Source organism: Rhizobium herbae, from assembly GCF_017873135.1.
In the GTDB taxonomy this organism is placed as follows: Bacteria; Pseudomonadota; Alphaproteobacteria; order Rhizobiales; family Rhizobiaceae; genus Pararhizobium; species Pararhizobium herbae.
The window spans coordinates 126,308-144,997 of sequence record NZ_JAGGJV010000010.1; the positions used below are offsets into that span (position 1 = coordinate 126,308).

General features: G+C 61.3%; 16 protein-coding genes. 2 read left to right on the plus strand and 14 right to left on the minus strand.

Annotated features, from left to right (window positions below; genetic code table 11):
• Position 1: 1 nt before the first annotated feature.
• From J2Z75_RS24185 to J2Z75_RS24195, 3 genes are all read right to left on the minus strand, one after another.
• Positions 2–892: a carbohydrate ABC transporter permease gene (locus J2Z75_RS24185; RefSeq protein ID WP_456115041.1), complete on the minus strand. Its 891-nt coding sequence runs from the start codon at positions 890–892 to the stop codon at positions 2–4.
• Between the two features lie 50 nt (positions 893–942).
• Positions 943–1,896 carry a carbohydrate ABC transporter permease gene (locus J2Z75_RS24190; RefSeq protein WP_209855536.1) on the minus strand — a complete coding sequence of 318 codons (954 nt, stop codon included), beginning with the start codon at positions 1,894–1,896 and terminating at the stop codon, positions 943–945.
• 89 nt (positions 1,897–1,985) lie between these two features.
• The gene (locus J2Z75_RS24195) at positions 1,986–3,248 is read right to left on the minus strand and encodes an ABC transporter substrate-binding protein (RefSeq protein ID WP_209855538.1); all 1,263 of its coding nucleotides are present in this window, start codon (positions 3,246–3,248) and stop codon (positions 1,986–1,988) included.
• A 333-nt stretch (positions 3,249–3,581) separates the two neighbouring features.
• Between J2Z75_RS24195 and J2Z75_RS24200 the strand changes: the two genes are divergently transcribed.
• The gene (locus J2Z75_RS24200) at positions 3,582–4,628 is read left to right on the plus strand and encodes a LacI family transcriptional regulator (RefSeq protein ID WP_407692813.1); all 1,047 of its coding nucleotides are present in this window, start codon (positions 3,582–3,584) and stop codon (positions 4,626–4,628) included.
• A 279-nt stretch (positions 4,629–4,907) separates the two neighbouring features.
• Here J2Z75_RS24200 and J2Z75_RS24205 read toward each other — a convergent pair whose 3' ends face one another.
• The 5 genes from J2Z75_RS24205 to J2Z75_RS24225 are packed head-to-tail and all read right to left on the minus strand — an operon-like array spanning position 4,908 to position 10,865.
• The gene (locus J2Z75_RS24205; RefSeq protein WP_209855540.1) at positions 4,908–6,419 is read right to left on the minus strand and encodes an aldehyde dehydrogenase family protein; all 1,512 of its coding nucleotides are present in this window, start codon (positions 6,417–6,419) and stop codon (positions 4,908–4,910) included.
• Positions 6,419–7,198 (minus strand): enoyl-CoA hydratase/isomerase family protein, encoded by a 780-nt coding sequence (locus J2Z75_RS24210; RefSeq protein WP_209855542.1) that lies wholly within the window; start codon positions 7,196–7,198, stop codon positions 6,419–6,421. The genes J2Z75_RS24205 and J2Z75_RS24210 overlap by 1 nt, the downstream gene beginning before the upstream one ends.
• Positions 7,191–8,807: an acyl CoA:acetate/3-ketoacid CoA transferase gene (locus J2Z75_RS24215; RefSeq protein WP_209855543.1), complete on the minus strand. Its 1,617-nt coding sequence runs from the start codon at positions 8,805–8,807 to the stop codon at positions 7,191–7,193. The genes J2Z75_RS24210 and J2Z75_RS24215 overlap by 8 nt, the downstream gene beginning before the upstream one ends.
• A 10-nt stretch (positions 8,808–8,817) precedes the next feature.
• On the minus strand, positions 8,818–9,819 hold the full coding sequence (locus J2Z75_RS24220) for a Gfo/Idh/MocA family protein (RefSeq protein WP_209855545.1): 1,002 nt from the start codon (positions 9,817–9,819) through the stop codon (positions 8,818–8,820).
• Positions 9,816–10,865 carry a LacI family DNA-binding transcriptional regulator gene (locus tag J2Z75_RS24225; protein ID WP_209855547.1) on the minus strand — a complete coding sequence of 350 codons (1,050 nt, stop codon included), beginning with the start codon at positions 10,863–10,865 and terminating at the stop codon, positions 9,816–9,818. Before J2Z75_RS24225 ends, J2Z75_RS24220 begins: the two co-directional genes overlap by 4 nt.
• Before the next feature lie 332 nt (positions 10,866–11,197).
• On the opposite strand from J2Z75_RS24225, the gene J2Z75_RS24230 reads away from it, so the two are divergent.
• Positions 11,198–12,361: a dihydrodipicolinate synthase family protein gene (locus J2Z75_RS24230; protein ID WP_209855549.1), complete on the plus strand. Its 1,164-nt coding sequence runs from the start codon at positions 11,198–11,200 to the stop codon at positions 12,359–12,361.
• 9 nt (positions 12,362–12,370) lie between these two features.
• Here the strand turns inward: J2Z75_RS24230 and J2Z75_RS24235 are convergent, their stop codons facing one another.
• Genes J2Z75_RS24235 through J2Z75_RS24260 form a run of 6 tightly spaced genes read right to left on the minus strand, consistent with a single transcriptional unit; the run spans position 12,371 to position 18,683 of the window.
• Positions 12,371–13,306, minus strand: coding sequence for a sugar phosphate isomerase/epimerase family protein (locus tag J2Z75_RS24235; protein ID WP_209855551.1), 936 nt, complete (start codon positions 13,304–13,306; stop codon positions 12,371–12,373).
• A gap of 14 nt (positions 13,307–13,320) precedes the next feature.
• Entirely contained in the window at positions 13,321–14,127 is an 807-nt protein-coding gene (locus tag J2Z75_RS24240; protein WP_209855552.1) for a TIGR01459 family HAD-type hydrolase, read from the minus strand.
• 41 nt (positions 14,128–14,168) lie between these two features.
• Positions 14,169–15,458 carry an FGGY-family carbohydrate kinase gene (locus J2Z75_RS24245; RefSeq protein WP_209855847.1) on the minus strand — a complete coding sequence of 430 codons (1,290 nt, stop codon included), beginning with the start codon at positions 15,456–15,458 and terminating at the stop codon, positions 14,169–14,171.
• Positions 15,458–16,510 carry a class II aldolase/adducin family protein gene (locus J2Z75_RS24250; RefSeq protein ID WP_209855554.1) on the minus strand — a complete coding sequence of 351 codons (1,053 nt, stop codon included), beginning with the start codon at positions 16,508–16,510 and terminating at the stop codon, positions 15,458–15,460. Before J2Z75_RS24250 ends, J2Z75_RS24245 begins: the two co-directional genes overlap by 1 nt.
• 11 nt (positions 16,511–16,521) lie before the next feature.
• On the minus strand, positions 16,522–18,030 hold the full coding sequence (locus J2Z75_RS24255) for a glycerol-3-phosphate dehydrogenase (protein ID WP_407692814.1): 1,509 nt from the start codon (positions 18,028–18,030) through the stop codon (positions 16,522–16,524).
• On the minus strand, positions 18,027–18,683 hold the full coding sequence (locus J2Z75_RS24260; protein ID WP_209855556.1) for a class II aldolase/adducin family protein: 657 nt from the start codon (positions 18,681–18,683) through the stop codon (positions 18,027–18,029). Before J2Z75_RS24260 ends, J2Z75_RS24255 begins: the two co-directional genes overlap by 4 nt.
• Positions 18,684–18,690 lie beyond the last annotated feature (7 nt).

Sequence of the window (18,690 nt, forward strand, 5' to 3'; positions counted from 1 at the left end):
GTTATCCTTTGACGGCGCCCGCCATCAGTCCGCGTACGAAATAGCGGCCGGCGAGAACGTAGACGAGAAGCGTGGGCATGGCGGCGATCATCGCGGCTGCCATGTTGACGTTGTATTCGACCACCCCGGTCGAGGTGTTGACGACGTTGTTCAAAGCCACCGTCATCGGCATGGATTCACCGGTTCCGGCATAGGCCGAGGCAAACAGGAAGTCGTTCCAGATATTGGTGAACTGGTAGATCACCGTGACGACGATGATCGGCAGCGAATTCGGCAGCATGATCCGCCGGAAAATCTGAAAGAAACCGGCGCCATCGACCTGCGCGGCCTTCACCAATTCGGTCGGGAAAGCCTCGTAGAAATTGCGGAAGAACAGCGTCGTGAAGCCGAGACCATAGATGACATGGACCAGCACCAGATTGACCGTCGGATTGCCGAAACCGAAGCGGAAACCGGTCGCGTTTTGCAACGTGATACCGAAGCGTCCAAGGCTGCCGAGAATGGTCGCCATCGGCAGAAGCACCGACTGAAACGGGATGAAGCAGGCAAACAGCATCATACCGAAGACCAACGTGTGGCCGCGGAAGCGCCACTTGGTCAGCACGTAGCCGTTGAGTGCGCCGAGAATCGTCGAAATCAGCACGGCCGGAATGACCATCTTCAGCGAATTCCAGAAGTAGCCCTTGATACCGGCGCAGGTGAGACCGACGCAGGTCTCGCCCCAGGCCTTCACCCACGGCTCGAAGGTCGGTGCGCTCGGCAGCGACAGCATGTTGCCGTTCTGGATTTCGTCCATCGTCTTGAAGGATGTGACCAGCATCACGAACAGCGGCATGAGATAGACGATGGCGAAGAATGCCAGAAGCCCGTAAATGACGACCCGGTTGAACATCCGTGCGCCATTGCTGCGCCGCGCCGCCGTGCCCGAGGAGACGATCGCGCTCATCGTGATTTCTCCCGCAGTTCAGAATAGAGATAAGGCACGATGATCGCCGAGATCGTCATCAGCATGATGATGGCGCTGGCCGAGCCGACGGCCATTTCGTTGCGCTTGAACGTGTATTCGTACATAAAATTGGACGGCAGCCAGGCAGAACCGCCGGGGCCGCCCGATGTCAGCGCCACCACGAGGTCGTAGGACTTGATCGCCATATGGGCGAGTACGATGAAGGCGGACAGGAAGACCGGGCGCAGCAACGGAATGATGATGCGGCGATAGAGCTGGATCGTCGTCGCGCCATCGATCTGCGCCGCCTTCATGATCTCGCCGTCGATGCCGCGCAACCCTGCCAGAAACATCGCCATGACGAAACCGGAGGCCTGCCAGACACCGGCGATGACGACGGTATAGATCACGAAATCCTTGTTCTTGATCCAGTCGAAATGAAAGCTCGTCCAGCCCCATTGATGCAGCGTCTGCTCGAGACCGAGACCCGGATCGAGGAACCACTTCCAGGCAACGCCGGTAACAATGAAGGACAGCGCCATCGGGTAGAGATAGATCGGCCGCAGCAGCCCCTCGCCGCGGATTTTCTGATCAAGCAGGATAGCGAGGAACAGGCCAAGGCCCAGGCAGATGCCGATATAGAGAAAGCCGAAAATGCCCATATTGGTGATCGAGGTGTACCAGCTGGAGGGCGGGTCGCTCTCGAACGTCCAGCGCCACAGCCGTTGATAGGCGCGCGCACCCGTGATCGCATAGGACGGAAACGTCTTGGAATTGGTGAAGGACAGGTAGCCCGTCCAGATGATGAAGCCGTAAACGAAGACCAGCGTGATGACGAAGCTTGGCGCCAGCACGATCTTCGGCAGCGCATCCTGCAGCCGGGAACGCAAGGAGGTCCGCGTCGAGCGCTCCGGCGTCAGGCTGATTTCGGGGGTAGTCACAGTGCTCATGAAAATCGTCCCCTCCCAGGGCCGTCATCGGCATTCGTGTCTGGAAACCTCCCCCGCTTTGGCGGGGAAGGTTCCTGTTCAGCGAACGATCAGCGTGCGTCGTCGATCGCCTTGACGAGTTCCGTAACGGCTTCGTCGGAGGTCTTGATCTGGCCGTGCACGAACTTGGACACGACGTCCTTATAGGCATTGGCTATCGCCGGAGGTGCACCGTAGCCCTGGGCCAGCGAGCCGAACAGCGTGCCGCCGTCGTTCGCTGCCTTCAGGTCGGCGATGCCCTTCTTGCCGCAGGCGTCGAAATCCGTGTCCGGAACGTCGGTCCGGGCAGGAACCGAACCCTTGACGACGTTGAACGCCGACTGGAAGCTCTTCGACAGGGTTGCGGTCGCAAGCGCGACCTGGGCAGCCTTCTGGTCGTCCGGAACGTTGAACATGCCGAACATGTCGGAGTTGTAGATCACGCTGCCGTCGGTGCCGGGGAAGCGGTAGCACAGGAAGTCCGTATCCGGGGTTTTCTTGGCAGCGACGAATTCGCCCTTTGCCCAGTCGCCCATGACCTGCACGAGGGCATCGCCCTTGATGACCATGGCGGTTGCCAGGTTCCAGTCGCGGCCCGAGAAGTTCGGATCAACATATTTGATGATCGTTGCGAGGTTATCGAACGACTTCTTCATCGTGTCGGACTTGAGCGACTCTTCGTCGAGATCGTTGAAGGCCTTCTTGTAGAATTCAGGACCGCCCGTGGAAAGGACGATCGAGTCGAACATCGTGGCTTCCTGCCAGTTCTGACCACCCAGAGCCAGCGGGATGACGCCTGCAGCCTTGGCCTTGTCGAGCAGGGCAACCAGGTCTTCGAAGGTCTTGGGCTCAGTGCCGCCGATCTTGTCCATCACGGCCTTGTTGATCCACAACCAGTTCACCGAGTGAACGTTGACCGGCGCAGCAACCCATTTGCCGTCATAGACCGAGAACTTCTGCAGCGCTGCCGGAACTGACTTGTCCCAGCCTTCCTTGACGGCCGTTTCGGTGAGGTCGCCCATCACACCGGCAGCCGCATAGTCGAGTACGGTATAGCCGAGCATCTGCGAGGCTGTCGGATAGGTGCCTGCGGCAACCATGGCCTTCAGCGCGGTCATGGCGGCATCGCCGCCACCACCGGCAACCGGCACGTCCTTCCAGGCAAAGCCTTCCTTGGCCAGGTCGCCCTTGAGGACGTTCAGAGCAGCCGCTTCGCCGCCCGACGTCCACCAATGCAACATCTGAACTTCCTTGACATCCTCGGCATGGGCCGCAAGCCCGCAGCCTGCCACCATCAAAGCCGCCATTGCCGTCGTCGTCATAAACTTGCGCATCGTAATCCTCCCGGTTGCAAGTCATCGAGGCGGAATCTCCTCCCGCCGTTGAGTGCCGTCCCGCTCCCAAAAACGGGGTAGCAATATATCTGCGGCACACGCCGCTGGACAATTTAAAACGTTATAAATACCCGCAAGTCAAGCCGGTGCCAGTGTTTTGAGCTAAGGAAAGAGAACACATTGAATTTGCTGTTTTATAAGCAGAAATCCCATGCTGCATCGCAGCAAGAATTAACCGCGAAAACGCATTTATAACGTTTGCACAGCATGCATTGCGCATCCGTTTGTCCCGCGTTACAAAGCGGCTCGTGCTCGCGTATAGAAAGAATGTCATTGGCAGACACTCCCAAACCCATGGCGCCGGAACAAACCACGGCCCGACACGTCCGGCCAACGCTGCGAACGATCGCCGATCTCACCGGATTTGCGGTCACCACCGTATCGCGCGCGCTGAGCAACGCGCCGCAGATTTCGGCCGAGACCCGCAAGCGCGTCCAGGAGGTTGCAGCCGAGATCGGCTACCTGCCGGATCGCGCCGCCCAGCGGCTGAAGACCGGCCGGACCAATGTCATCTGTGTCCTGCTCGATCCGCACGAGGAAATCCTCGGTTACGGCATCTCGCTGATGCACGGCCTTGCCAAGGCGCTGAGAGACACGTCCTATCACCTGATCGTCATGCCGAACTTCATCAGCGGCGCCAATATCGACGCGGTCCGCCACATCGTGCGCAACGGCATGGCCGATGGCCTGATCTTCTCGCGCACTGAACCCTTCGATCCGCGCGTCCGCCTGCTGCTCGAAAACGGCTTCCCGTTCGTCACCCACGGCAGGACCGAATTCACCACCCCGCATCCGTATGTCGACTATGACAATTTCAGTTTTGCCTATGAGGCAACCAAGCGGCTGATCGCCCGCGGCCGCCGCAAGCCGATGATCATCCTGCCGCCAAAGCGCATGACCTTCTCGCAGCATCTCCTGCATGGATTCATGACCGCGGTGCGGGAGGCCGGCGTCGCCTACGAGATCCCCGACGAGATCGATCTCGACTGTCCGGTCGAGCAGATCCGCGATTACATGAGCCGCCGTGCCGGGCAGCCCGACGCCCCCGACGGCTTTGCCTGCGGCGGCGAAGTTTCCGCGCTCGCAACCATTACCGGCATGAGCGACCACGGCCTGACGCTTGGGCTCGAATACGACATCGTCGCCAAGCGGACCTCGAAGCTCTTGAGCCAGATCCAGCCGAAGGTCGAGACGATCTACGAGGACCTGACCGATACCGGCGAACAGATGGGCCGCGTCCTTCTTGCCCGGATCGCGGGTGATGAGACGGCCGAGATGCAGGTACTGCTCAGGCCGCAGATCGGCTTTCCGGCGGTGTGATACGAAGGGGCTGTTGGCTATCCCCGTGGAGTTTACCCCCCTCTGTCGGCGACGCCGACATCTCCCCCTCAAGGGGGGAGATTGGCCGCTGGCTCTGTCGGCACAAGGGAAAAGAACGATCTCCCCCCTTGAGGGGGAGATGTCCCACAGAGACAGAGGGGAGTAAGTGTCCCCGAATTCAGTCGAATTGAAAGAACGGGAAGCAGCGCCCTGCTCCAGATTTAAATTCAATTCCTGCATCACGCCCTCCTTTCCCTTCATCGCCTCAGTCAATCCATCTTACCCGCGCGGCATCCACCAGCCGGTGCGGCCGCCGATATGCATGTTGAGCGTCTTGGTCTCGGTATAATCCTCCACCGCATGACGGCCGAGTTCGCGGCCGAGGCCGGACTGGCGATAGCCGCCGAATGGCAGTTCCGAGGCGCCATCCATGAAAGTGTTCATCCAGACCGTACCGGCCCGCACCTTGCGGCCCACCGTCAAGCAGGTATCGAAATCGCGGCTCCAGACGCCGGCCGACAAGCCGTAATCGATGGAGTTGGCAAGGCGGATCGCCTCGTCGGTGGTTTCGAAGGTCAGCACGGACAGGACAGGACCGAAGACCTCTTCGCGGGCCACGGCCATGTCCGGTGTCACCGACGACAGAATAGTTGGCGACATGAACTGGCCGGAGCCGAGATCCAGCGCTGCGCCGCCATGCGAGACCGTCGCGCCTTTGCCGGAAGCGGCCGAGACATAACCGACGATCTTTTCCAGATGCTGCGGCGTGATGATCGCGCCGACCTGAGTTTGCGGATCGAGCGGATCGCCGACCTTGACCTTGGCCGACATTGCCGCGATGCGGGCGATGACATCCTGCGCGATCTCCTTGTGAACGATCAGCCGAGAACCGGCATTGCAGCATTCGCCGGCATTGAAATAGGCGCCGAACACGGCGGCATCGATGAAATCGTCGAGATTGGCATCCGGAAAGACGATCTGCGGGTTCTTGCCGCCAAGTTCCAGCGAAACCTTCTTCAGCGTCTGCGCCGCATTGGTCATCGTCAGCTTGCCGACACCGGTCGAGCCGGTGAAGGAAATCATGTCGACATCCGGGTGCGAGGTCATGATAGCGCCGACATCCGGGCCGGTGCCGGAGATGATGTTGACCACACCGGCCGGAACACCGGCGGCCTCGAGGATTTCGCCCAGCACCAGCGTCGAGCCGGAGGTAAGTTCGGACGGCTTGACCACCGTGGTGCAGCCGGCGGCCAGCGCGAAAGGCAACTTCTGGCTGACGATCAGGAACGGAAAATTCCACGGCGTGATGATCGAGACGACGCCGATCGCTTCGCGCAGCACGACACCGAGCGTGCCGTCGCCGAGCGTATTGTAGCTTTCGCCATGCAGATCACGGGCAAGGGCCGCGGCATAGCGCCAGATATCGGCAGCACCGCCGAGTTCCCCCTTCGCCTGGCTGATCGGCTTGCCGGATTCGATGCAGTCGAGATAGGCGAGTTCATCGGCACGCGCCGCAATCATGTCGGCCGCCTTGAGCAGGATCAGCGAACGCTCGGACGCCGTCATGCGCGGCCAAGGACCATCATCGAAGGCTTTGCGCGCGGCGGCAATCGCCCGTTCGGCATCGGCTTTCGTCGCAGCCTGATAGCGGCTGACGGTAACGCCGTGACCCGGCGCCACGCGCTCTAGCGTCCTGCCTTCGGCCGCATTGCCCCATTTGCCGTCGATCAGCATCTGGAACTCGCGCACCTTTGTATCAGTCAAAGCCTTGGGCTTCACCAGAACCGTCATTACCATTCTCCCTTGAATTCCGCGGGGCGCTTGTCCGTAAAAGCCGCGACGCCCTCTTTCATGTCGCCGGTCTTGGCGGCCAGGATCGACCCCAGCGCCTCGACGGCGGTTCCGTTGTCTTCGCCGTTGGCAGACGCAATCATCAACTTGCAGATTTCGAGCGCGGCTGGCCCGCGCTTGGCGATGCGATGGGCATAATCCCGGGCCATGCTCATCACCGTGCCGGTTCCGGCCACCGCGTCAATCAGACCCAGATGCCGTGCCTCGTCGGCGGAGAACATCTCGCCGCCCAGCACCATCCGGCGCACGACCTGCGCCCCGAACCGCTTGACCAGGCGCTGCGTACCCGACCAGCCCGGCACCATGCCGAGGCTCGTTTCCGGCAGGCCGATCTTCACCTGGATTTCCGCAATGCGGATATCCGCCGCCGCCGCCAGTTCCAGCCCACCGCCGAGCGTGTGGCCGTTGATCGCGGCGATCACCGGCATGCGCAGCGTCGCCAATCGTTCAAATACCCGGTGGCCGAAGCGCACCCATTGATGACCGAACTCATTCGGACTCATCGCGCCCCAAGCCTTGATGTCGCCACCGGCGGAAAAGGCCTTGCCCTCCCCCGTCAGGATGACCACGCGGATATTGGCATCCGCTTCGACCGTATCGCAGGCCGCAGAAAGCGCTTTCAACATGTCGATATCGAATGCGTTCAACTTGTCCGGCCGGGCAACCGTCAGGATGGCAATCGCATCCTCAACTTCGATCCTGATCCGTTCATCAGACATGTGCCGCCCCTTCCAGTGTCCGGATAGGCTTTTGCGGCAGCGTCAGGCCGATCGGCGCTTCATGGAACAGCGCCATGTCCATGACCTTGAGCTTGTCGGAAACGATCAGCGGAAATTCCGACTGGTCGAGAATATGCGCCTGCAAATCGACGCCCGGCGCGATCTCGGTGAGCATGATGCCCTGCGGCGTCAGCTTCAGCACGCAGCGCTCGGTGACATAGGTGATGTCCTGCCCCTGTTCGACAGCGCGGCGACCGGAGAAGGTGACGTGCTCGACCTCGTTGACCAGCTTCTTCAGCTTGCCCTCTTTCTCGATTACCAGCTTGCCCTCGGCCATGGAGAGCTTCGCACCGGCATTGAACATGCCGGAGAAAACGATCTTCTTTGCCCGTGCCGTGATATCGACGAACCCGCCCGCCCCTGCCGTCACATGCGGCCGGAAGGAGAGTTTCGAAACATTCACCGAGCCGTCCCTGCCGATTTCGAGGAAGGACAGCAGCGAGGCATCGAAGCCCGCCCCCTGAAAATAGGTGAACTGGTAGGGCGACGGCATGAAGGCGTCGGCATTCGACGCGCAACCGAAGGCAAAATCGAGCAGCGGCACGCCGCCGACCGCACCCTGTTCAATCACCCAGGTGACCGAGCCATGCAGCCCCTCTTCCAGCAGGACACGCGGCACATTGGCCGAGATACCGAAGCCGAGGTTGACGCAGCTTCCACCTTGCAACTCCTGAGCAACGCGGCGTGCAATGACCTTCTGAATATTGAATTCGGGCACGCGAAAACTGTCGAGCGGCCGGAAGATTTCGCCAGAGATCGCCGGATCGTAATCCGTCAGCGTCGTCTGCTTCTGGTCGGGATCGACGATCACATAGTCGACCAGCATGCCGGGCACGCGCACGTCGTGCGGCTTCATCGAGCCGGATTTGGTGATGCGCTTGACCTGCGCGATGACGATGCCGCCATTGTTGCGAGCCGCCAATGCCTGGTCGAGACCACCAAGATAGGCGCCCTCGTGCTCATAGGTGAGGTTGCCGCGCTCATCGGCGGTGGTCGCCCGGATAATCGCCACCTGCGGCACGATCGCCTTGAAATAGAGCCAGTCCTCGCCCTCGAACTCGATCTTCTTGACGACAGGTTCTGCGGCAGCCGACGCATTCATCGCACAGCCCTGCCGCGACGGATCGACGAAGGTATCGAGGCCGATCTTGGTCAGCACGCCCGGACGTTTGGCGGCGGCTTCGCGGTGCATGTCGAACAGCACGCCGGAGGGGATATTGTAGGCGGCAACCTCGTTGTTGCCGATCATCTGCCAGATCAGCGGTGGTTCCGATGTCGAAGGGCCGGAGGGATAGGAGCCGCCGATGATCTTCTTCAAGAGGCCCTTTCTGGCAATGTGGTCGATACCCTTGATGCCGCTCATGTCGCCGGCGGCAATCGGGTGCAGCGTCGTCAGATCGCGCGGATGGCCGGTCGCATCGAAGCGCTCGCCGATCGCCTTCAGCATCAGATCCGGGCACCCGAGACCGCTCGACGACGACACGGATACAACCGCTCCGTCGGGGATCAGGGAGGCTGCCTCAGCCGGGGTGATGATATGCTTGCTCATGGAAATGCTCTCAAAGTCCGGTTTCGATCGCGACCGTGCCGCCGGTCTGCGCTGATTTCATCACAGCAAGCCCCGTGGCCAGCGACCAGACGCCATCCTCGCCGCCGCAGAGCGGCTTGCCCTTGCCGGCGATCGCCGCATCGAAGGCAAGAAGGGTGTTTTCGTAGAGATTGCGGTGGTCGAGCGGCAATTCCGCCTCGCCATCGGCGTTGCGAAGGGTGACCGTTCCGACTGCCTTCTGCGTCATGCAGTTGCGACCGATCAGCGAGCCCTCGGAGCCGTGTATCTCGAAACCGGTGACGGCATATTTGGTGGTGAACCCGTCGTGAAATTGCGCGATCAGCCCGGATTTAAACCGCAGAACGCCCATGGCCGCATCTTCAAGCCCCGCCTGCGCCATGCCCCCGAATTGACCGAAGGCAATAGCTTCCACCGGATCGTCGCCCAGTACAAAGCGCAGCGTATCGGTGTCATGCACGGTGATATCGAGAATGACGCCACCGCCCGCCTCTGGCCGGTCAAGCCGCCAGCCCTGCAGATGCGCAGGCAGGTAACCGGCATGGCAGACACGGGCCGCCAGCGGTTTTCCGATCCTGCCTGCGGCAATTGCATCGCGCATGGCCCGGTGCGTGGCCGCACCGCGCAGATGGTGATTGGTCGCCATCACCACGCCCGCGTCCTTTGCCGCCTTGACCATGGCGCGCGCGTCCTCCAGCGAAGTCGCCAGCGGCTTTTCGCAGAGTACATGCCTGCCGGACCTGACGGCGGCGATCACCTGATCGCGGTGAAGTTCGTTGGTGGTGGAAATATAGACCGCCTGTACATCGGGATCGCCCACGAGGTCGGCAACGCTGGTCACGGATTTCGCGATGCCGTGTTCGCCAGCATATTTGGCGCCCCGCTCGGCACTCGTGCTCATCACCGAAACGATCTCGCCGCCGACGGCGCGGATCGCATCGATCACCCATTCACGAGCAATCGTGCTTGCCCCGATCAAACCCCAACGCGTCATAGCAAAGACAGCCTTTCCCTCTTGTCGCTCGCCGAGCCGCAGCTCTGGCGCACGACGAGCCGCACGGAACTGACGATCGCTTCCGCATCCGCCCGTCCGGCATTGATCTGTTTCAAGAGAAGCTGGGCGGCTCGCCGCCCCATGCCCTGCGGATCGACCGAAACGGTGGTCAACGCGGGCACCGCCGTCTGCGCCTCGATCACATCGTCAAAGCCGATGACGGCAAAATCCTCGCCCGGATCGAGCCGATGGGCACGAAGCCCGTCGCAAACCCCGAAGGCAACCGCATCATTGAAGCAAACAGCGGCAGTGGGCCGCTCGCGCAAAAGCAGCGCCCGTTCGATGGCCGCGACGCCACCGGCCCGCGAGGGTGCTGAACTGACAACCAGTTCATCATGAACGGCCAGGTCCATATCCGAGAGCGCATCGCGATACCCCTGCAGCCGCTCATTAAAAACGGCGGTGTCGGGAAAACCGCCGAGGAAGGCGATACGATGATGACCTAACCCGGCAAGATGGCGAACCGCATCGCGCATGCCGGCGTGATTGTCGGAAACCAGAGACGAAACCTTGGCGCCCGCGACCTGGCGGACGACATTGACGACCGGGATGCCGCTTGCCACCAGCGACTTCAGATCCGCCGCTTCCGTGCCGCGCGCCGGCGACAGGATGAGGCCGGAAATGCCGTGTTCGCGCATCGAGGATATGACCTCGCGCTGGCGATCGACGCTTTCGGCGGTATTGGCGAGGAACTGCACATAGCCTGCCGACTGCACCACCATGTCGACGCCGACGGCAAGCTCGGCGAAGAAGCTGTTGGTCAGGTCGTTGACGACGATACCGATGATTTTCGATTTGGAATTGGATTGGCGCAGGTTGGCGGCGCCACGATTGTAGACATAGCCGAGATCGCGAATGACCGCGTTCACCTTGGCGCGGGTCACCTCGTTGACCAGGGGGCTTGCCTGAAGCACGAGCGACACGGTCGACTTCGACACGCCGGCGGCATGCGCAATATCGATGACTGTCACCCGTTCCTTACCCACATTTTCCTCCCGGAGAGGTCTTGTCGCCTCAACACTCGCCGCAAGATAATTGGAACGTTCCAATTCTGTCAAGTAAATTTCCGGAAAAATGTACAACCCGATCAGAGCTGATCGTCACACCGAACGCGTGGGTAAGTCTGAAAACACAAATGCGATTGAAATATATAGATATTCACTCGAGGAAGCACTTGTGTGCGGAGGCAATCAGGGTGGTTTACAGATGACCGTCGCGCCTTTTGAATGCATCGCAGCATGATCACTTCGCCAAATTATCACTTGAAATTTGGAACGGTCTAAATTATTCAGCTTCCAACACTGAGGGAGGAGCCTGCATGTCCGTTACCCTGTCGCTGCCGCGCGCCGACGGCACGATTGAGCCTTATCGCCTTTTGGGAACGCCGATCATGCGGCCCGCAACGGTTCCGACCTTCAATCGCATCGCCTATGCGGCGGCGCACGTCGTCTCTGACCCGCTGCGCGACCTCGACCCGTGGGGCCGCTCCGCCATCGACTGGGAAACGACGATGGCCTTCCGCCATCACCTCTGGAGCCTGGGTTTCAAGATCGCCGAAGCAATGGACACGTCGCAGCGGGGAATGGGTCTCGACTGGGCTGGCGCGCAGGAACTGATCCGTCGTTCGCTGACGGAAGCGCGCACCGTGCCCGGCGCCGATCTTGCCTGCGGTGCCGGCACCGATCATCTGGCCCCCACCGACACACGCTCGCTGGACGACGTGATCCGTGCCTACGAAACGCAGATCGGCTTTGTCGAACAACAGGGCGGACGATCGATCATGATGGCAAGCCGCGCGCTTGCCCGCATTGCCAAGTCGCCCGACGACTACCGCAAGGTCTACGGCCACATTCTTCGCCAGACGAAAGACAAGGTCGTGCTGCATTGGCTGGGCGACATGTTCGATCCGCAGTTGAAAGGCTATTGGGGCTCGGAGAATTTCGAAACGGCGCTCGAAACCGTCCTGTCGATCATCGGGGAAAACAAGGCCAAGGTCGAAGGTATCAAGATCTCGCTGCTCGACAATGCCTGCGAAGTGGCTCTGCGCAACCGTCTGCCCGAAGAGGTGCTCTGCTTCACCGGCGACGATTTCAACTATGCCGAACTGATCGAGGGCGACGGAAAAAAATACAGCCATGCCCTGCTCGGCATCTTCGACGCCGTCGCGCCATCCGCGTCGAAAGCACTGGCCTCACTGGCGGCGGGCGATGTCGCGACATTCCGCGCAGTGATCGAACCGACCGTGCCCTTGTCGCGAAAAATCTTCGAGGCACCCACGCAGTATTACAAGGCCGGCGTCGTCTTTCTTGCCTGGCTCAATGGCCACCAGAGGCATTTCACCATGCCGGCCGGCCTGCAATCGGCCCGCGGCGTGCTGCACTATGCCGATATCTTCCGTCTGGCCGACAAGGCCAATGTGCTGGATAAGCCCAATCTCGCAGCCGAACGCATGAAGGCATTCCTGGCGACGCAAGGCTTTTGAAACAAGTGATCAGAGGCCGCGTCGCGCGTTGAAGCCCGTATCAATATGGGGTTCCCAGAATTCGACGGATTCGCGGATCATCTCGACGACGAGGTGGTCTGTCGGTTCGCGTTCGCGGAAGGAGAGTTCAAGGCAGATCTCGTTGTCCGTGCCGCCGCCACGGCTGATCGTGTCGAGCAGTTTTTCCGGCGTGATGCGGCCGTCCTTGTTATGGGCGGCAATGAAGGGCCAGTGGCCGCCCTTGTTCATTGACGACTGCTTGATGTGGATGATCGGCGATTCCTTCGGAAAGGCCTCCGCCCAGGCATAGGGGTCGATGTCATCGGGATTGCTGGAGGTGACGTCGCCGTGGTCGATATCGACCATCATCTTCATCGGGATCGGCAGGCCGGATTGCGCGAGCCGGCCGTTGAGCGCCCGGCATTCGGCGATCGTATGGCCGAACTCCCGGCCGATCGACATCGGCTCCCAGAAGAGATAGGTGAGGCCCGCGCCCTTGGCATGTTCTGCGACTTCCGCCCAGCAGTCGATGGCGATCCGCATCATCTGCTCGCGCCGTGCCGGATCGTCGTAATCCTTGTGGGTGAAGATGGCGAATTGCGTACCCATGCCCGACGCGCCGAGCTCGGCCGAAATATCGGCAAAGGTCTTGAACCAATCGACATAGTAGCGGCGAACATCGGCATCGGGATGGCCGAAATGATTGAGCCGGCCATAGGGGCCAGTCATCCCCGAGGTGACTTTCACGCCGGTCCGGCCCAGCGCCTTTTTGAACTGGCGCAACTGCTTGGCAATCGTTGCCGCCGGCCAGCCGGGATTGATGAATTCATGGGTAAGCTGAACGTAACCGATGCGGATTTTCTCGGCGATCGTGTCGATCAGGTCGTCGGCCTCGGCGAAGCGGTTGACCAGCGGATTGGTGTTGAGCGACAGCGTGAACGCCATGATCTTGGCCTCTCTTACCAGATGAACTTCGGCAGGATGAAATCGGGGATGGCGCCATGCTCGGCAAACAGCGCCTGCCGCTCCGCGTCCGATGCCGTTTCGAGAATGCCGGTCGTCACCAGCACCGATTTCAGCCCCGCGCCTGCGGCACCGGCAATATCATGCTCGATGCTGTCGCCGATGCAGCAGATGCGCTCCGGATCGATCAGGCCGAGAAATTCGAGCGCCGTCGCATAGATGTCGGGAAACGGCTTGCCGATCCAGCGCACCGTTCCGCCAAGCTCTTCGTAAAGCTCGGCGATGCGCCCTGCCCCGAAGGCCGTCCCCTCCTTCGTCAGCATGATCTTGTCCGGATTCGTGCACAGGCACGGCACGGCACGTCTGGCGGCAGGAGCCAAAAGAGTTTCGTAGTCGGCAAGCGGACGAACATCGCCCTCGCTTGCGGCGAGCAGAATGAAATCCGCGTCGTCGCCCCGTTCGGTCCGGATCAGATCGAGCCCGTCAAGCGGCGACGTATCGCCGTCGCGGCTGATCAGCAGGCATTTGCGGGCAAGGCCCTTGCCTTCTCCGAGGCTTTCGGACCCCAGTATCTTCCAGGCCACCTCGCCGGACGTCAGGAACCAGTCCCAGCTTTCCGGATCGAAACCGAGCGCAGCAAGTCGGCGATCGTTTTCCGCCGAGCGCTTGCCCGAGTTGGACAGGATGATGATTGTCTTACCGGATTGTTTCAGGCGAACAAGCGTTTCCGCAGCACCGGGATAAGGTCCCTTGCCGTCCCGCAGCACGCCGAACTGATCGATCAGGAATGCATCGAAATGCATGGCAATCTCATCCAGGCCGGAAATTGCTTGCGGAGCGCCGGTCACAAGACACCTGCCGATTTTGCGCCAATCAGCGCAAGCCGCGCCGTTCCGGCTGCCGCCTCTTCCGACACCACCGGCAGGAAGGGGACCGGTATCTTCCGATTGCGGATCGCCGTCCAGACCGCATTTTGCGCGCCGCCACCGACAGTACGAACAGAGCGCAGCGCCGGGCTACCGAGCGACCCGAGACGCTGATAGGCGATTGCCTCGACGCCGGCGATCCCTTCGAAAATCGCCTTCAGAAACTCGGCATCGCTCTCCGGCCGCGGGCTCATGCGCGGCTTCATCGCCGGATCGTTGACAGGAAATCGCTCGCCGTCCCTCGTGAGCGGATAATAGTCGAGCCCGGTATCGGTCGATGGATCGATCTCCGTCGATAGCGCGGCGATACGGTCATTGCCGAAATGCGCCGACAGCACGACGCCGCCGGTGTTCGACGCTCCGCCGGCCAGCCACATGTCGCCGAAACGGTGGCTATAGAGCCCGTATTCCGGCGCAAACAGCGGCCGGTCGGAGAGCATCTTGACTGTCAGCGTCGTTCCAAGGGCAGAGACTGCGTCGCCCGGCTGATCGGCGCCGGTCGCCAGAAACGAGGCGCAGCCATCCGTCGTGCCCGCGACAATGATAGTACTGATCGGGAGGCCGAAAGCCTCGGCAGCCGCGACGGAAATTCCGGCAATCGGAGCTCCTGCAGGCAACACATCCGGCAACACATCCATCCCCGCGCCGGTCCTGCCGATCCACTCCGGCCAGCTGCGCGATACCGGATCGTAGCCGGTCTTCAGCGCGTTGTTCTCGTCGGAAACACTGTAGAGGCCGGTGAAATGACCGGCCAGCCAGTCGGCCTGATGGAGGATGCGAAAGATATCCGGGATGGACTGAAAGGTCAGCACCTTCGCCAGCCCGGACGTCGCCCCGTGCGCGGCGCTTTCCTTCGGCGCGTGGCTGGCAATCCGGGCCAGAATATCGACGTCATCGACGGGATCGTTATACATCATCGGCACGGCAAGCGGTGCGCCATCGGCGCTAACGGGCAGCATGGTGCCGGACGTGCCATCGATCGCAATCGCTCTCACCTGCGGCCGGTCGATTGCCTCCAGCACTTGGAAAAATGCGGTTTGCACGGCCTTCCACCAGACAATGGGATCGCGATGATCGTCAGAAAAATCCACCAGCTTCGATGATCCGGACGCGACAATGTTGAAGCCGAGATCCATTGCCACAGCGCGGGCGCCGGATGTGCCGATATCGATGCCGATCACCAGCGGAGCGTTTGCAGTGTTTGTCATCATTGCAACGCTTTCCCGGCCCGGTTCAGCTCCTGCCGGTATTTTTCCGCGTCCCAACCGAGCAGTTCGGCGTTCTCCGCATCCGTCAGATAGCGCAGCCGCGCGCCGTCTGTGATGCGGCCAAGCACATCGGACAGGCAGCGCGCCATGGCAAGCGCCCCGGCCGTGATCTCCCTGGCAACGAGCACACCCTTTCCCGGAAACAGCAGCGCCGGTGGCAAGGTCAGCCCTTCGGCGCGGTGCTGCTCCTCGATGGAGACTGCCGTATCGCCGGGTGCCGCGACAAACGAGCCACGGCCGAGAAAGATGACATGGTCGGGGTAAAGGCTGCCGCCGGCAGCGATCCGGCAGCTCGCCAGATCGGTCGCCACATCGTGTATCAGGCTGTCGTCCGGCAGGGTGAAACCACTGCCGACCGCAAGCCGGGACAAAACCGGGAGGTTCGCATCAGGTGCCTTGCGGCGCGGCAAGGCCAGTCTCCCTGAAACGTCAGCCAGCAGGACTTCCGCCTCCGCCACCGTTTCGGCAGCCACCGCAAGACCGTGATTGCCGAGGATCAGCACGCTGGTATCCGGCCGAATCCGCGCGGCAATCGCCTTGGCAAGCGGCAGCCCAGGGCGGGCATAGGGCACGAATACATGCGGAATTCCGGCCAGCTTGGACGCGGCGATGGCTTCGCCGTTGACCTGAACGGCGGTCGCGATCGTCTCGACGCAATGGACGTGGATCACGACTTTCTGCGGCATCAGCGCGTGCACGGTCGTTTCGATCGACGGCCGCAAGCCGGATGGATTGCGATCCTTGATGACGAAATCCTGTGCCTTTTCGGTCGAAGGATCGTCGCGTTCCAGCGCGTCAAGCAAAGCATCGAGCGCCACCGGCACCATCACGTCACGCTGCCGAGCATGCATAAGCCAGAGGCCGGACGCCTTGATCCACAGCGTGCCGCCTTCCTTGATCGACGTATTGCCGCCGGCCGCCTGCACCAGCGCCGGGTCGGCACCGACCCGCGCCGAGACATCCAGAAGGGCTTCGAATTCAGAACTTCTCACCGTGATCTCCCTCAAGCCGCCTGCGACTGACTCAGACACCAGGACGCAAAAACCTCGCGCTCCGCCGGTGTCATGTGCAACCCGTGTTTCGTCCGGCGCTCCAGAATGTCCTGCGGCGTCTGCGCCCACTCTGTTTCGATCAGGAATCGCGCCTCGCGCTCGTACAGCAGCTTGCCGAAAGACGGCCCCAGATCGTCGAGCGACGCCGCGCTGCCGATCAGCTCATGGGCGCGCGTGCCATAAAGCCTTGCATAGTGCTTGGCCAGATCGGCGGGCAGCCAGCGGTATTTTGCGCGGAGATCACCGAGGAACTGATCGAAATCGGCCTTTGGCATGTCGCCGCCCGGCAGGATGCCCTTGGAGGTCCAGCCCGGCGCCATCGCCGGGAAGAACGGCCTGATCTTCTCCAGCGCATGTTCCGAAAGCTTGCGGAAGGTGGTGATCTTGCCGCCGAAGACGGACAGCAGCGGCGCCTTGCCGTTCACTGCATCGACCTCGAAAATATAGTCGCGCGTCACGGCCGAAGGGTTTTCAGCATTGTCGTCGTAGAGCGGCCGCACGCCGGAGAAGCTGTGCACGATATCGTTTTCCGTCAGCTGCTGCTTGAAATAGCGGTTCACCGATTTGATCAGGTAATCGATCTCGTTGGCATCGGCCTTCACGTCCTCCGGACGGCCTTCATAGGGAATATCCGTAGTGCCGATCAGCGCCAGGTCGTTCTCATAGGGGTTGATGAAGATCACCCGCTTGTCCGGGTTCTGCACCAGATAGGCCTGCCGCCCCTCCCAGAATTTCGGCACGATGATGTGGCTGCCCTTGACGAGGCGGACGTTACGGCGGGAATTGAGCCCGGCAACGCGACCGATGACGTCATTCACCCACGGCCCCGCCGTATTCACGACGCAGCGCGCCTGAAGCTCGGTCTTGCGGCCGGTACCGGTGTCCGTCATCTCGATATCCCAGAGATCGCCGTTGCGGCGCACCGAGGTACAGGCCGTCCGGGTATGAATCTCGGCGCCGCGCTGCTTGGCGTCGAGCGCGTTGAGCAGAACGAGACGGGCGTCATCGACCCAGCAATCGGAATATTCGAAGGCCTTGCGATACTCCGTCTTGATCGGCGCACCTTCCGGCGCCGTGCGCAGATCGAGCGTGCGCGTTCCCGGCAGCCGTTTGCGCCCGCCAAGATGATCGTAGAGAAACAGTCCCAGACGGACGAGCCAGGCCGGTCGGTCGGACGAGCTGTGCGGCAGCACGAAGCGCATTGGCCAGATGATATGCGGCGCGGATTCGAGCAGCACTTCGCGCTCGATCAAAGCCTCGCGCACCAGCCGGAATTCGTAATATTCGAGATAGCGCAGGCCGCCATGCACGAGCTTGCCGGAACGCGAACTGGTGCCCTGCGCCAGATCATCCTTCTCGCAAAGGACAACCGACATGCCTCGCCCTGCCGCATCACGGGCGATACCCGCGCCATTGACGCCGCCGCCGATAATGAACAGGTCGATGATGCCGGCGCTCACGAACGTTTCTCCTGCAATCCGTATGTCGCAAACCCCTTCAATACGCCGGCAATCTCCGCCTCCGGCAGAATGACCGGACCGCCGATCAGCAGGGAGTGGTAATATTGCTTGGCAATCGTCTCGAGTTCGACCGCCGCCCACATGGCCTTGTCCAGACTGGGTCCGGTCGCGACCATGCCGTGATTGGCCATCAGGCAGGCCGAGCGCCCTTCGAGCGCAGTGATCACGTTCTCGGACAATTCTTTCGAGCCGTAGCGCGCATAGTCGCAGACCCGCACGTCATGGCCGCCGAAAGCCGCGATCATGTAGTGGCAGGCCGGGATTGGCTTGCGGGCGATTGCCAGAATGGTGGCAAACGTCGAGTGCGTATGGACGACCGCGCCGATTTCCGGGCGCGCGCGCAAAATGTCGCGATGGAAAGGCCATTCGACCGAGGGCTTCTTCGGCCCCTCCCATTGCGATGCATCGCCTTCGATCGGCATGGAAACAATCATGTCCGGCGTCATCTGGGCATAAGGAATGGCCGACGGCGTGATCAGCATCCGCTCGCCATGCCGAACGCTGATATTGCCCGATGTGCCCTGGTTGAGGCCGCTGGCATTCATGGCGCGGCACTGGTCGATGATGGCCTGTCGCAATTCGAGTTCGCTCATCGGAAAG